General features: G+C 32.2%; 17 protein-coding genes. All 17 read left to right on the top strand.

All coding sequences use genetic code 11. From position 1 onward, the window contains the following. The first annotated feature begins 11 nt into the window (after positions 1–11). The 17 genes from FVE74_RS01650 to FVE74_RS01730 all read left to right on the top strand — a co-directional run bounded on the left by FVE74_RS01650 (position 12) and on the right by FVE74_RS01730 (position 12,939). Positions 12–491 (top strand): phage virion morphogenesis protein, encoded by a 480-nt coding sequence (locus tag FVE74_RS01650; RefSeq protein WP_172617426.1) that lies wholly within the window; start codon positions 12–14, stop codon positions 489–491. A gap of 78 nt (positions 492–569) precedes the next feature. Next, positions 570–1,520, top strand: coding sequence for a hypothetical protein (locus tag FVE74_RS01655; protein WP_147002909.1), 951 nt, complete (start codon positions 570–572; stop codon positions 1,518–1,520). A 23-nt stretch (positions 1,521–1,543) separates the two neighbouring features. Further along, complete coding sequence (locus FVE74_RS01660; RefSeq protein ID WP_147002910.1) at positions 1,544–1,918, top strand: hypothetical protein; 375 nt, start codon at positions 1,544–1,546, stop codon at positions 1,916–1,918. A 20-nt stretch (positions 1,919–1,938) separates the two neighbouring features. Continuing rightward, positions 1,939–2,943: a major capsid protein gene (locus FVE74_RS01665; RefSeq protein WP_147002911.1), complete on the top strand. Its 1,005-nt coding sequence runs from the start codon at positions 1,939–1,941 to the stop codon at positions 2,941–2,943. A gap of 12 nt (positions 2,944–2,955) precedes the next feature. Further along, positions 2,956–3,381: a hypothetical protein gene (locus tag FVE74_RS01670; protein WP_147002912.1), complete on the top strand. Its 426-nt coding sequence runs from the start codon at positions 2,956–2,958 to the stop codon at positions 3,379–3,381. 11 nt (positions 3,382–3,392) lie between these two features. Further along, on the top strand, positions 3,393–3,851 hold the full coding sequence (locus FVE74_RS01675; RefSeq protein ID WP_147002913.1) for a hypothetical protein: 459 nt from the start codon (positions 3,393–3,395) through the stop codon (positions 3,849–3,851). Between the two features lie 51 nt (positions 3,852–3,902). After that, complete coding sequence (locus tag FVE74_RS01680; protein ID WP_147002914.1) at positions 3,903–5,036, top strand: phage tail sheath C-terminal domain-containing protein; 1,134 nt, start codon at positions 3,903–3,905, stop codon at positions 5,034–5,036. Between the two features lie 17 nt (positions 5,037–5,053). Beyond that, positions 5,054–5,482, top strand: coding sequence for a phage tail tube protein (locus FVE74_RS01685; protein WP_147002915.1), 429 nt, complete (start codon positions 5,054–5,056; stop codon positions 5,480–5,482). Between the two features lie 17 nt (positions 5,483–5,499). After that, the gene (locus tag FVE74_RS01690) at positions 5,500–5,949 is read left to right on the top strand and encodes a hypothetical protein (protein WP_147002916.1); all 450 of its coding nucleotides are present in this window, start codon (positions 5,500–5,502) and stop codon (positions 5,947–5,949) included. An 11-nt stretch (positions 5,950–5,960) separates the two neighbouring features. Next, positions 5,961–6,146: a hypothetical protein gene (locus tag FVE74_RS01695; protein WP_147002917.1), complete on the top strand. Its 186-nt coding sequence runs from the start codon at positions 5,961–5,963 to the stop codon at positions 6,144–6,146. Next, positions 6,136–8,865: a phage tail tape measure protein gene (locus tag FVE74_RS01700; protein ID WP_147002918.1), complete on the top strand. Its 2,730-nt coding sequence runs from the start codon at positions 6,136–6,138 to the stop codon at positions 8,863–8,865. The genes FVE74_RS01695 and FVE74_RS01700 overlap by 11 nt, the downstream gene beginning before the upstream one ends. A gap of 3 nt (positions 8,866–8,868) precedes the next feature. Further along, entirely contained in the window at positions 8,869–9,555 is a 687-nt protein-coding gene (locus FVE74_RS01705; protein ID WP_147002919.1) for a hypothetical protein, read from the top strand. Between the two features lie 3 nt (positions 9,556–9,558). Beyond that, positions 9,559–10,494, top strand: coding sequence for an XkdQ/YqbQ family protein (locus FVE74_RS01710; RefSeq protein WP_147002920.1), 936 nt, complete (start codon positions 9,559–9,561; stop codon positions 10,492–10,494). After that, positions 10,494–10,877 (top strand): XkdQ/YqbQ family protein, encoded by a 384-nt coding sequence (locus tag FVE74_RS01715; RefSeq protein ID WP_147002921.1) that lies wholly within the window; start codon positions 10,494–10,496, stop codon positions 10,875–10,877. Before FVE74_RS01710 ends, FVE74_RS01715 begins: the two co-directional genes overlap by 1 nt. A 2-nt stretch (positions 10,878–10,879) precedes the next feature. Further along, the gene (locus FVE74_RS01720; RefSeq protein ID WP_147002922.1) at positions 10,880–11,344 is read left to right on the top strand and encodes a DUF2577 family protein; all 465 of its coding nucleotides are present in this window, start codon (positions 10,880–10,882) and stop codon (positions 11,342–11,344) included. 2 nt (positions 11,345–11,346) lie between these two features. After that, entirely contained in the window at positions 11,347–11,826 is a 480-nt protein-coding gene (locus FVE74_RS01725; RefSeq protein WP_147002923.1) for a DUF2634 domain-containing protein, read from the top strand. Between the two features lie 15 nt (positions 11,827–11,841). Then, complete coding sequence (locus tag FVE74_RS01730; RefSeq protein ID WP_147002924.1) at positions 11,842–12,939, top strand: baseplate J/gp47 family protein; 1,098 nt, start codon at positions 11,842–11,844, stop codon at positions 12,937–12,939. The last annotated feature ends 13 nt before the right edge of the window (positions 12,940–12,952 follow it).

Below are 12,952 nucleotides of genomic sequence, written 5' to 3' on the forward strand. Positions count from 1 at the left end.
AAGGAATTATTATGAGAATTAGCATAACAACCAATCTTGATAGTGTAAGTACAAGTTTTAAGGGAAAATTGAGGAGTATTAATAAAGAAGAAATGCTTGATGAAGTGGCGTTCTATATGGAAAACGAAATGCGGAAAAGATTTGATACTGGAACAGATTATCAAGGCAATGCTTGGGCTCCTTTGAAATTGAGAAAAGGTAAGCCACTTAGTGATACTGGAATGCTTAAAGGTTCATTGGGAGTGGCTGAAATAAAAGGGAATACGGTTTCAGTATTTACTAATGCCAAGTATGCAAAAATACAGGATAATGGTGGAGTGATAACACCTAAAAGTGCTAAAGTTTTGCATTTTAAAGTTGGCGGAACAGATTATTTTGCTAAGTCTGTTACTATTCCTAAGCGTCAGTTTAGTGGTGTAAGTGATAAAAATAGAGAGGACTTAGTAAAAATTCTTAATGATTATTTCGTTAATAAGAAATTATTTTTGTAATTATGTATATAAATTTAAAGTTCGGTTAATAGCCGAACTTTTTATTATATAGAAATTTTAAAAGAGAGGAGGAATAAAATGCCATTTGTATTATTTAAAGCTGGGGATTATGGAACAAAAGGGAAATGGAGTAATGAGCAATTATCTAATCTTATAAATAATAAAAAGGAATTGGATGTGATTCCGTTTCATACAAGCGAATTTACAAAATTAGGAATGCTCAGGAATGAAATACCTGTTATTGGGAAGTTTAAAAATATTTCTGTAAAAGATGATGAAATAATCGCCAATGATGTCGAGATATTTAATAGAGGAGAGTTTAGAAACCGAAAAGTAGATAGGTTATCTGTGGAAATAGAAAATGGAGAAATAACACGTGTAGGAGCGTTGCCTGTAGGAGTAGAACCTGCTGTAAGTAATAGCGGAAGTTTTGCAAACGGTGAGTTTTCACAAGGCTTTGAAATGGATTGGATAAATCAGAAAAGTATAATTGAATTTAGTAATGATAAAAATAATGATGGAGGAAATGGTGAAATGAATTTTGATGAAATATTGAAAAAATTATTGGAATCAAGCGGCGAAGATAAGATAAAGGCAGTCAATGAAGTGCTAAAAACATTATCAAAAGAGGAATTACAAAAAATTGAAATTCCTAAAGATAAAGAGTCTGAAAAAACAGAAGATGAAATTAGAGAGGAAGTTAAAAAAGAATTTGCAAGAGAACAGGAAATAAAAGAATTTATGTCAAAAAATTCTAACAAAATAACACCTGCTTTGAAAAAGTTAGGAATTGAGGAGTTTGTTAAACAGTCTTTGGCTAGTAATAACGGAGTTATTGAATTTTCTGAAAATGGTAATAGCCAAACAGTAAAATCAAGTGATATTTTATTTAAGTTATTTGAAAATTTACCAAGTTATGGCGGACATAAACCATTAGAATTTAGCAGCGGTGATGATAATATCTCAAGACAGCAGCAAATGATAGCTGATGAAATAGCAGGATATAAAGCTAGAAATGGCTTAAAATAATTTAAAGTAAAGGAGTAATAATAATGAGAAATAGAGTTAAATTTTTAGGTAAAGATGAAAAGAAAGACGTTGTGTTGAATGAATTTATGCCAAGAAAAATGGTAACATTGGCACAAGGCGAAGTTATAAAGTATGGGCAAGCATTAATTTATGATACAGCTACTGGAAAATATAAGAAGTATCAATCCGGTACGCCTGGAGGTAAACTGCCAAAAACTTTCTATGTTGGTGTAGATGAAGATGTAGATGCAACAAGTGAGGATTTAAAGATACAAGTTGTAAGGGCTAGTGATATTGACGGAACTCTTGTGATTGGAGTAACTGAAACTGATTATGCAGCACTAGATAATTTGGATAAATATGGTATTAACGTTAGATTTGATAACATAAAAAAATAATAAATAGGAGATGATAAAAGATGTTAAGTGATATTCAATTAAAATTAATGGCATTATTTGCCGTAGTGCAGCCGAAAGTGCAAACGCACTACTTGGATAGATTTGGAAATGCGAACCCAGAATATATGAGTGATAATGAAACTATTCTTTTGAAAGATTTAAATGATTATTTAGTAGAAGCAAGTATTATTGAAAGAGGCAGTGAAATTCCTTTCATAAAGGTAAACGGAATGGAAAGTATGGCAATTACGCCTGATATTGTAGCTGCTTCTTATGAATTAAAACCTATTATGAATAATGGAACTGCAACATTTATTAACGGACAAATGATTGATCCTCAAAAATATCAAGAGGATAGATTACTTTTAAAATTAAAAAATGCAATTTTAAAAACTAAGGAAAAAATGGCTGCAAACGCCTTCTTACAAGGAAAGTATATTCAAGCAAACTCACAAACTGAAATTGATTTTAAATTTGATAGAGCGATTGCAAAAGATGCTAAAAAAATTGATAACTGGGTTACTTTTTTCTTTGATATAATTGATGATTACGAAAGAAAAAATGGAGTAATGCCAGACAGAATTGAGTTGGGGAGAACTTTATTTGATAAATTAATTAAAAATAATGAATTTATTGAGATTGCAAAAGCTTATTCAAATTCAATCGGGCTGTCTGCTGACGAAAAACAAGTTTATTTAGATTTATTAGGACAAAGAATTTCTAAATTGAGAACAGCTCAAGACTTTAATGGTGAAGATATAGCAACTGACAATATGATTTATTTGTCAAATGATAATGCCTTAGTTCCTGTATATGCAGCACTTGAAGCAGTAGATGCAACAGGAAAGCCTTTTGTATTTGTTGGGCAGGAAATACTAGATGAAACAGCTGCTAATAAAGAGACTGCAAGAGCTAAAATGTTTTGTAAATCAGCATTTGCACCAGTAGTTGCTATTAAAGATTTTATTGTAAGATACGAAATTTCTAATACAGATAGTATTGCTATTGTGCCTAATTCAAAATAGTAGGTGGTAGAAATGTTGGAAAAAGTGGGAGTAGCTTCTGAAAATGGAGTTACTTCTGATACAAAGCTGGATGAAAAACTATTTGAAAAAGTGCCATATATTCCAAAAGTGATAGCAATTGAAATTTGCAGATATTCCAAAAGAACGGCACAAGAATTTATTGATTATATTGATAACCAGCTTATACCAGATTGTAAAACTTTTGTAATGGTATTTATAGGCGGAGAAAAGTATAGTTTTTTAGATTCTGACACAAAAAGAATATTGCAGGAGCTTTATGTAGCTTGGAAAATATACGAAAGTCTGGAAAAAGAGAAAATTTCAGAAGATAAAAGAGATACGCTTTATAAATTGCTGGAAAGTTTAAAAGGAAGTTCTGAAAACGGTGGCTCAAGTCTTTTGAATGATAATAGATACGGTAGAATTTATAAGTTTTAGGAGTTGATAAGATGTTTGATACAGTATTTCAAAAATTTGAGAAAGAACTAAAAAAAGATTATCCTGATTATCAATTTTATATAACAGACGATTTAGAAGCTGAAGATTTTTTAATAAATTCTGTTATATGTGAAATATCCAATATCACAATTAGCAATTCAAAACATTATAATGTTACACTGAATTTTTATATCATAAAGCCTAAAATACAAGATAATTTAGGAAGTTTTATTTTACAGGCATTGGATATTCAAAGAAAAATACAGGATTTAGATGAGAATAAAAAAATATTTTTTGCACCTAAAATGGAAATGCAGTTTGGAGAACTGAGAGCGAAAGAGAAAAAAGAAACATTAAGGGTATGCCTAATAACGGGGGTATTTGATACATCTTTTCCAATAAAGTATGTAATTGACAATAAAGAGAAATACAAACCTATTGAGCATATATATCTGAATAACGGGAAATAATAACATAAGACTGGATAATTTCAGTCTTTTTGACAAAGGAGAGGATTGGAAATGAATGGAAGTCCAAAATTTGTTTTGGAAATTGAAGAAAGAGCAGGAACAGCAATAGCAAGAAGTGAACAGGGCGTTGTTGGTGTGGTACTGTTCGATAGCACGAAAGACACAGAAAAACACGTCTATGCCAGCAGAGGAGACGTATTGCAGACAGACTGGGATAATGACAATTACAATCTTTTGAAAGATTTGGCATTTGTAGGAAGTCCATATAAGGTTATAGTTCGTAGAGTGAAAGAAGACGCTAGAGATAGCGTAAAAATAACTGACATATTAAGTGATTTAGAAAATGATGTTGACAGCATTGTTATACCAAAAGCTACCGAAAGTGAGACAGATGATTTAATTAGCTATGCAAAAAGTCGGCATAATACAGAACTTGGTAAATTGGCTTTAGACTTTAATCAGGCACATTTTTTTACGTTTGTAGCAAGCGATAAAGTGCCAGATCATCACGCTATTATAAATAATGGAATAACAGGAGCAGTTGTAAATGGGCATGAATACAGTGATAAGGAATTTGCGTTGGCTATAGCAAGTCTAGAGGCAGGATGTCCTATTTCAAGAAGTATTACAAATATGAAAATGGGATTCTTGGATAAATGTGATATTCCAGCAGAACCAGGTAAAATTACAAAAAAAGGTAAAATTGCGGTTAGCGTTCAACGTGACGACAGCGGTATTAGCTACTATGTAATTAATCGTGGAGTTACTTCATTTATAACACCTGACACAAAAAAACAGCGTAGATTTAGTAAAGTTAAAGTTGTAAGAAGTTTATTTATAATTACTGAAGACTTGAAAAAATCTTGGAATGACTATAAAGGTGCGAGATTAAATGGTTATTTAAATAAAATGGCTTTTTTGAATGCGGTTAATGCTTATACTCAAAGCCTTATGAACCAGGGAATACTTGATCCAGATTATTCAAATACTTTTGATATTGATATAGAACAGCACAAACTTTATTTAATGACAGAAAAAGGTATATCAAGAGATGAAGTGGATAAAATGAGTGAAGCAAGATTGCGTAGAATTAATACGGTTGATGTTGTTTATGCAAGATGTGATGAATTAATGCCGCTTGATTGTATGGAAGATTTTTATGGAAAAGCGATAATTCAAAGTTAGGAAAGGAATGATAAAGAATGGATATATTTAAGGCAAATCAGGTAATTTCTGGCTCACATGGTACTCTTATGATTGATGGACAGGTATTTGCAGAAGTATCTGAGGTGAAAATAGAAACAAAAATAGAAAGGAAAGAAGTATGGCTTCCTGGAGGACAAAAAGGAGAAAAAATTGTTGGAGCTAGTGGAGAAGGCACTATTAAAAGATACAAGTTGAATTCAAACTGGTTTAAAAAGTTTACGAAATTAGCTAAAGGAAATGAGGTATATTTTGAATTGTATTTCCAAATAGATGATCCTGATGTAGCAGGAGCGGAAGCTATAAGAATTACTGATTGCTGGAATAAGGACGGATTTTCTTTGGAAGCTAAGCGTGGAGAAGAAATGAATGAAGAGCTAAAAATTGGATATCTTCCAATAAATCTTAAAGCTGTTGAGTTAATTTAGAAAGAAAGGAGTAAGTTATGGATTTAAAAGAATTGTTGAAAAAACGTGAAGAAGCAAGTAAATACAGAGAAAAAAAATCAATAATAGAATTTACTTTAAAAAGTTATAAAGATACTAAATTTAAGTTAAAAGTTCCTGATTTTCAGGGATTTGTAAGTTTTTGCTCTAAAATAGGCATTGATTTTAATGCCAGTAAAAAAGAAATGCAACAGATATTTATTGAAAAAGTCACTAAGTCAAACTCTGCTATATGCGAATATCTTTTTGATACTTTTATTGAGCCAAACTTTACAGAGTTTGCAGGAGAACTAATGGCGGAATTAAATGCTCAAAGTCGAATAGCTGTATTTAAAGATTTCTTTGATAATGAAGAAATTTTAGAAATATTCACGTTAGTTGTGAACAAGCAAACTGCAATGTTTAATGATAATAAAAATCCTAATATTGTTGAGCTAAAAAAAAAATAGATGAAAATAAGATGGATGTTGAACTTAATGCGATAATTTATTATATGCAAAAAGGCTGGACACCAAAGGATTTTTCAGATATAGAGAATGAAAATATGTGGCATTATTATGTAGTCGCTTATGAAATTGCGCAGGAACAGAAACGTGAGGAATTTAACAAATATGCAAGGTTGGGAGTGATGGGATATGGCGGATAATGTTATAGCAATACAGGTAAATGTAGATGGAATAGAAAGTGCTATATCTCATTTTAATTCGTTATCCGAAAGTTTTGGAAAACTAGCACAGGGAGCACAACAAGATACAAGTGGTAACGAAACTTTGCAAAATAGCTTGGAAAGTGTAGCGAATGCTGTTAAGGAAGCAACTAGCGGAAATGATGAACTAGAAAATAGCTTAAGTGAAGTTGCGAACGCTGCAAATGAAGCTGGGGATGATGTAGAAAAATTAGGCGACAGTAACACCAAGGCTTCTGAAAGTGCTGATAAATTATCTGAAAGTTCTAAAAAGGCGGCAGATGGTGCTGAGGATTTAGGTAAGAGTAGTGATAAAACAGCAGAAGCCTTTGAGAAATTGAACACGCTTGGAAGAGATGTGGGAGAAACACTATCAAAATCTTTAGGTAATAAAATACCAGATACTATAAGTAAAATCGGGAGTAAATTTAGTGGATTGATTAGTCCGTTGAAAAAAGTGGGAGAGGCTGGTAAAAAGGCTTTTTCTTTTTTAACTGAAAGTATAGGCGGTAATATAGGCAAATTCACAGGGAAAATGAAAGAAATTGCAAAGGCTTCAGCTGAAGCGGGTGCCAGTGGCGGCGGAATAGGTGCAATGAGTACAGCATTAAAAGGATTAGCAGGACTTGCAACTGGTCCTGTTGGGGCAGCGATTCTTGCTATAGGAGCACTTACTGCCGCTACAGCAGGATTTGGTGTAAAAGCATTAAAGGCTTCAGGGGAATTCCAAAAAGGGATGAATATGGTTTATACAATGTTGCCTAATGCTTCGCAACAAACTAAAGACAAATTAGGTAAAGATGTACTGGATTTATCCGAAAAGTATGGGAAAGCAGCTGAAAATATATCAGAGTCAATGTATCAGGCTCTTTCTGCTGGAGTCTCCACTAATGACGTAAGAGGTTTTTTGAATGTTGCACAACAAGCAACAATAGCATCTGGATTGAATGATACGGCAATCGCTGTAGATGGAATAAGCTCGGTTGTAAATGCCTTTGGTGCTAAAAATATAAGTGCCAAAAAAGCAAGTGATTTAATGTTTACAGCTGTGCGAAAGGGTAAAACTACTTTTGGTGAAATGGCTGGAAGTATAGCTCAAGTATCACCAATTGCCAGTAGCTTAGGTGTTCAATTTAGTGATTTGACAGCAGTAGTGGCAACTATGACAGCAAAAGGGACGCCAACAAGTGAAACAATGACACAGATGAAAGCGGCATTCAGTGAATTTTCTAAAAGTTCATCTAAGGCTTCACAGGAATTCAAAAAAGCAACAGGAAAATCATTTAAAGATTTTATAGCACAAGGTGGAAATTTACAGACTGCAATGCAAGCGTTAGATCAGCATGCACAAAAAAGTGGTAAAAATATTAACGAATTTTTTGGAAGCGTAGAAGCTGGGTCTTTTGCATTGTCTGTTACTGGGAAAAACGCAGGAGCTTTTGCAGAAAATATGAAAGAAATGCAAAATTCCGATGGTGCTACTGAACAGGCATTTAAACAGATGAATCAAGGCATAGGTCCATCGATGGAAAGAATGAAGGCTTCAATGGCTAGAGGTATGATAGAAGCAGGGCAAGCAATAACTCCAATGGCTTCTCAAATGGTTCAAGGGATTGAAGGAGCTTTTCCAGCAATAGGCTCAGCTTTTGCAAGCATAGGGCAATCTTTTTTGCCTCTTATAAGTGGCTGGGCTAGTAGTATCAGTGGATTTTTTCAGACTATACAGTCAAACGGAAGTCAGTTTAGTGCAATGTTTCAAGGAATTGGCAACGTATTGACAGCTGTATTTTCTTTTATTGGTGCTTCAATATCAATTACAGGAGCGATATTTAATGCTGTTTTTGGGATTATCATTAACTTGTTAGGTAGTTTTATGAGTGCCGCTGGACTTGCTGGCTCACAGGGTCAGAATTTTGCAAGTACAATTTCAGGGGCTTTTAGTACAATAGCAAGTGTTGTAGGTGGTGCACTGCAATTTATAATGCCGCTTTTAACAGGTTTAGCACAAATAATCGGAGGAGTGCTTGGTGGTGCGGTAAAGGGAATTATAGATACATTTTTATTTTTTGGAAAAATTATTTCGAAAGTTGGCGGATTCTTTAAAAAATTATTTGGAAAAGATGACGCAAAACAAGCTACTGAAGCAATAAATGAAGTAAAAAAAGGAATGGAAGAATTGAACAATGAAGCTGCGAAACCAACTGAAAAACAAGTTGACATAAATGCTCAAATTAACACCCAAATGGCTCAAATGGGGGCAAACGGACAACTTGCAGGTATGAGTATGCAACAAGTACCTCAAGTAGCAACACCTGCACAGCCCCAAACTATAAAATTAGATCCAACGGCAAAAGTTCCTATTGATCCAGCTAGTCTGTCAAATACCCAAATGAAAATTGATCCATCAGCGTTTAGCAATGTTCAACAAGCAGTTCAACAAGTTAGCAGTGACATTAAAGGTAATCCACAAGATGCTACTAGAAACAGTTTGCTTGGTGAATTGAAAGCAGAAATGAGTGCGCTGAAAGCAGAAATGGCGGCAACTAAAAGTGCTATTGTTGGAAAATTAGGAGAAGTTGTGGGAGCAATCCATGCTATAAAAATTAATGTGAATGTACCTGCTGCTCCAAGTGGAGATGCAATAGCGAATAAAATTGCGGCAAGTTTGCAGAAAGGATAGGTTATGGGATTACTAAATTATAAAGTGTATATAAAATTTGATGAGAGTGTAAATTATAAGGATTTGAATTTTTTAGGAAGCAATTCCTTTAATACAGTTGATTTTTTAAATCAAAAATTAGGAGATAACAATTTTATCGAAAAAGCCAAAAAGATGCTATCAGATAAGATGAACAGCGTAAGCGGACAAAATCCTATTTTTTCTCAAATAAATGATAAAATGACAGAACTAAAAGAGTTTTATTTATTCCCTGTTCCGCCGAGTGAATTAAAATTTAAAAGTATTGGTGGCTGGGAAAGCATTGATACAGTAAATGGCATTTTAAAGCTGAAAAATAGGAATAAATTGCAGTCTTTGGCTTTTTCTTCTATTATTCCAGAACAGAAATATAATTTTGCAACACACCATTTGTTAGATCCCTTTACTACTTTTTCACTGTTTAAATCACTAGAGATGTCAGATAAGCCTATACGATTAATTTTAGTTGGAAAATTGGGTAAAGGAACATTAACATCAATCTTAAATCCTGTGGACTTAAATTTTTTGGCAACTGTAAATAAATTTGAAGCCAATTTTGACGTTACAGGAACATTGAACTTTGAAATTGAATTTGAGGAATATCCAGAGTTTAGTGATATTACAGAAGCCGATAATCCAGAAGAAAAATTGTTTTATAAGGTGAGTGGATAGAGTATGAAAATAATCGTAACAGATCCTGATGAGAAAAGATATGATTTAACAAGTATTGTAAAAGATAATATACAACTTTCAAGCAGTATTGAAAATATAACGGCTCAAATGGAATTTGAACTGGCTTACAATTACAGAGAAAATATGCAATATCATACGATTGACTTGGATAAGGGGGCTTATTTTGTAGAACTCTATGATAACGCTGATACATTAATATTTCAAGGTATTATCCCTAAAATTAGTGTTAATAATAAAGGTCCTAAATTTACAGCATACGATCCAAGTTTTTATATATCACGTATTTCTGAAATATTTCAATTTGATAAACTTCCAGCAGGAGAATGTGTAACAAAAATGCTCAAAGAGTTTGATATGCCTGTTGGAACTATAGAAAACTGTGATGTGAAAATAGATGAGTATTATTATAAGGAAACTATTGCAGATATAATAAAAAAAATTATAGAAACAATAAAAGAGGATAAAGGTGAAAACTGGCATTTTTATTTTAAGGACAATGCTTTTCATTTTGTCAAAAGAAATAGTGATAAATACTTGGATGGAGAAACACAGCCCAAAGAATATCAAGTATATGTTGGAAATGGATATGTAAATATTTTTAACTTTATTAAAGACGCAAGCTATACATCAAGTTTTGAAAATATGAAAAATAGCATAATTGTAGTTGATGGTGATGATGAAAAAATGAATAAGGTTGATACAGCGAAAGATAACGAAAATATTAAAAAATATGGATTATTGCAGTATGTTGTCAAACAGGAGAAAAATAATCAAGATAAATCAGCTAAAAAAGGTAGAAGCAAGGATAAGAATAATAAAAAAGATGGAAAAGGTAAGAAAGAAGATAAAAATAATAAAGGTAAAAAAACAAAAAATTCAAAACGCAACAAAAATACAGCTAAGAAAGGCAAAAAATAATGGCTGGAAAAACTAGAAATTCAAAACGTAACAGAAAAAGTAAAAAAGATGACAAAGATCCAAAAAATAACAAAGGCAAAAAGACTGAAAATTCTAAAACATCTAAAAAAAAGAAAAAAGAGAAAAAACCGATAAAAGCGTCAAATGTCTTAAAGGAGAAAAATAAACTTGAGAAGACTTTTACTTTAACCGTTCCAGGAATACCTATTTTACATGCTGGGGATTTAGTAAGTATTCCTAAAAACAGTACAGGAATTGCTGGAATATTTGAAGTTAAAAGCGTTAATCATAATTTTAGCCAAAAGTACAGCTTTTATGGGATAAATATTTATTTTATGAGTTTAACTTTGGAGCTGGTAAAAGAGTTAGAAAGTGAGGAATAAGCATGAAAGACAAAGTATTGCAACCTGATGAGGCAAAATATTCTGAGCCTAGCAAGGCATTCGATAATTTAGCTAAAATTTTAAGGAAGAACTTTGACAATCCTGACTGGAATGGTCCTTTCTTAGGAAAAATTGTAAAAGCACCTCCAAACTTGGAAGTTCAAATTGATGAAAGAATAATATTAAAAGCAGACAGAATTGTTGTAGCTTGGGAGAAAGTGGCTGGATATACTAGAGAATTTGAAGTTAAGGGAGATATTGAAATAGATGTAACTGATAGTGAAAATCAAGATTCTGGCGGAAATATTCATAACAAAATAAAGGCGAAAGGGACATATAAAGCCAGCGGAACGAATAAATGGACTGACGAATTAAAGGTTGGCGATGAAGTCATATTAAACGAATTTAAGAATCAGAAAAAGTTTTATTTGGTAGACAAAGCTTATTATTATAAGGCAGGTGAGTAGAAATGTTACCTAATTCAGCAATTACAGCACTTGATACATATTCTAGAAATAAAAATATTGAGTATGATAATTCTAACATTTATTTTGATTTGAAATGGGATTTTAAAAAAGGCGATTTTGTTTATGAAAAAGGTACTCCTGTTCTTTTAATAACAAAGAAAGAAATTGTAAAGCAGTGGATTATAAAGTGCTTAATTGTTACTAAAAATGCTTGGAGAGTTTACTACAAGGATGTTTTTCCTTTTGGTATTGGAATAAATAAGTATCGTGGAATAAATCCGCTTTATCAGGATTATGCACAAAGTGAAATAAAACGTGAAATACTAACTGCACTTAAAGAACACGAGTATATAAAATCTATTAATAATTATTATTCAGATTTTAAAGAGGATAGACTGACATTTGAGTTTGATGTAATTTTAAAAGATGAAGAAGAAACTCTAAATATCAGTGAAACTTTTGAATTTGACAATCTTTTATAGCGAAAGGGGGTATTTATGGTTACAAGGGAAGATATAGATGTTTACGAGGAAGATATAAACGAACTTGTCAATAATATTTTTAACGGAAGTTTTATGAGCAAGTATAGTGATGTTGTTGGAAGTTTTTCAGCGGATATTGTAAGGGCGTTTTCAACGGAACTGATTGTACAACAGAAGCTATATGAGGAAATGTCAAAAAGTTATGGCATTTCAACTGCTGAAGGTATATATCTTGATAGTATTTGTAGCGAAGATTATATTTTTAGAAAAAAAGCAACTGCTGCAACTGGAACTGTTAGAGTTCACGGAATAAGCGGGACATCAATTGAAAACGGAATGGTGGTTGGGAGCAATAACTGTACATACACTATCATAGAAACCAAAATAGTGGCATATAAATCAACAGGAACAATTGGCTATAGTGATGTTAATGTAGTTGCAAATATAGCCGGAGAAGTAGGAAATTGCGGAATAGGAGAAATAAATAAATTTTTGGGAAATTATGCAGGACTTGAAAAGGTTGAAAATCTTAATAATATTTCAAACGGATCAAATCAAGAAACTGATGAGGAGTTGCGAGAACGCAGGAGAAAGATATTATCTAGTCCAAGTGTGAATTATAATGCAAATATGATAAGAGAAATGATATTAGCCAATTTTGAAAATATCAAAAAATTAAGAATAATTCCGAGATGGAATGGCAAGGGGACAGCTAAGATTATTGGAATCGGCAAATCAGATATAAAACTAAAAGATGAAGAGCTGAATGCGATAAAAGCGTATTTGGATAATGAAATTATAACGGATGCCAAATTTACGGTAAAAACTATCAAAGAGAAAAGTATAAGTCTTACATTTGAAGCTATATTAAACAAGGAATACAATGAGCAAAGTGCAATTGAACTTACAAAAAGTACTTTAAATCAAGTGTTTTTAGATAAATTATTTGAAGAGAATAGAATTTATTATGCGGAAGTAATTGATAAGTTGTTAGAAATAAAAGCATTTAAGAAAATTTCAAATATAGATATTAATAACACTAAAGAGGATATTATATTGGAAGATGAAGATTTAATAAGTGTTTTAAATATAACGCTGAAAACTTTAGATTAATTTTAGGAGGAAA

The organism is Leptotrichia wadei, from assembly GCF_007990445.1.
Lineage (GTDB): Bacteria > Fusobacteriota > Fusobacteriia > Fusobacteriales > Leptotrichiaceae > Leptotrichia > Leptotrichia wadei_A.

What these genes read in the sequence shown, in the direction of transcription:
- FVE74_RS01725 (WP_147002923.1), top strand. Translation starts at nt 11,347, where the DNA reads ATGTTACCTAATTCAGCAATTACAGCACTTGATACATATTCTAGAAAT.
- FVE74_RS01665 (WP_147002911.1), top strand. Translation starts at nt 1,939, where the DNA reads ATGTTAAGTGATATTCAATTAAAATTAATGGCATTATTTGCCGTAGTG.
- FVE74_RS01720 (WP_147002922.1), top strand. Translation starts at nt 10,880, where the DNA reads ATGAAAGACAAAGTATTGCAACCTGATGAGGCAAAATATTCTGAGCCT.
- FVE74_RS01700 (WP_147002918.1), top strand. Translation starts at nt 6,136, where the DNA reads ATGGCGGATAATGTTATAGCAATACAGGTAAATGTAGATGGAATAGAA.
- FVE74_RS01710 (WP_147002920.1), top strand. Translation starts at nt 9,559, where the DNA reads ATGAAAATAATCGTAACAGATCCTGATGAGAAAAGATATGATTTAACA.
- FVE74_RS01680 (WP_147002914.1), top strand. Translation starts at nt 3,903, where the DNA reads ATGAATGGAAGTCCAAAATTTGTTTTGGAAATTGAAGAAAGAGCAGGA.
- FVE74_RS01715 (WP_147002921.1), top strand. Translation starts at nt 10,494, where the DNA reads ATGGCTGGAAAAACTAGAAATTCAAAACGTAACAGAAAAAGTAAAAAA.
- FVE74_RS01670 (WP_147002912.1), top strand. Translation starts at nt 2,956, where the DNA reads ATGTTGGAAAAAGTGGGAGTAGCTTCTGAAAATGGAGTTACTTCTGAT.
- FVE74_RS01685 (WP_147002915.1), top strand. Translation starts at nt 5,054, where the DNA reads ATGGATATATTTAAGGCAAATCAGGTAATTTCTGGCTCACATGGTACT.
- FVE74_RS01675 (WP_147002913.1), top strand. Translation starts at nt 3,393, where the DNA reads ATGTTTGATACAGTATTTCAAAAATTTGAGAAAGAACTAAAAAAAGAT.
- FVE74_RS01705 (WP_147002919.1), top strand. Translation starts at nt 8,869, where the DNA reads ATGGGATTACTAAATTATAAAGTGTATATAAAATTTGATGAGAGTGTA.
- FVE74_RS01650 (WP_172617426.1), top strand. Translation starts at nt 12, where the DNA reads ATGAGAATTAGCATAACAACCAATCTTGATAGTGTAAGTACAAGTTTT.
- FVE74_RS01730 (WP_147002924.1), top strand. Translation starts at nt 11,842, where the DNA reads ATGGTTACAAGGGAAGATATAGATGTTTACGAGGAAGATATAAACGAA.
- FVE74_RS01655 (WP_147002909.1), top strand. Translation starts at nt 570, where the DNA reads ATGCCATTTGTATTATTTAAAGCTGGGGATTATGGAACAAAAGGGAAA.
- FVE74_RS01695 (WP_147002917.1), top strand. Translation starts at nt 5,961, where the DNA reads ATGGATGTTGAACTTAATGCGATAATTTATTATATGCAAAAAGGCTGG.
- FVE74_RS01690 (WP_147002916.1), top strand. Translation starts at nt 5,500, where the DNA reads ATGGATTTAAAAGAATTGTTGAAAAAACGTGAAGAAGCAAGTAAATAC.
- FVE74_RS01660 (WP_147002910.1), top strand. Translation starts at nt 1,544, where the DNA reads ATGAGAAATAGAGTTAAATTTTTAGGTAAAGATGAAAAGAAAGACGTT.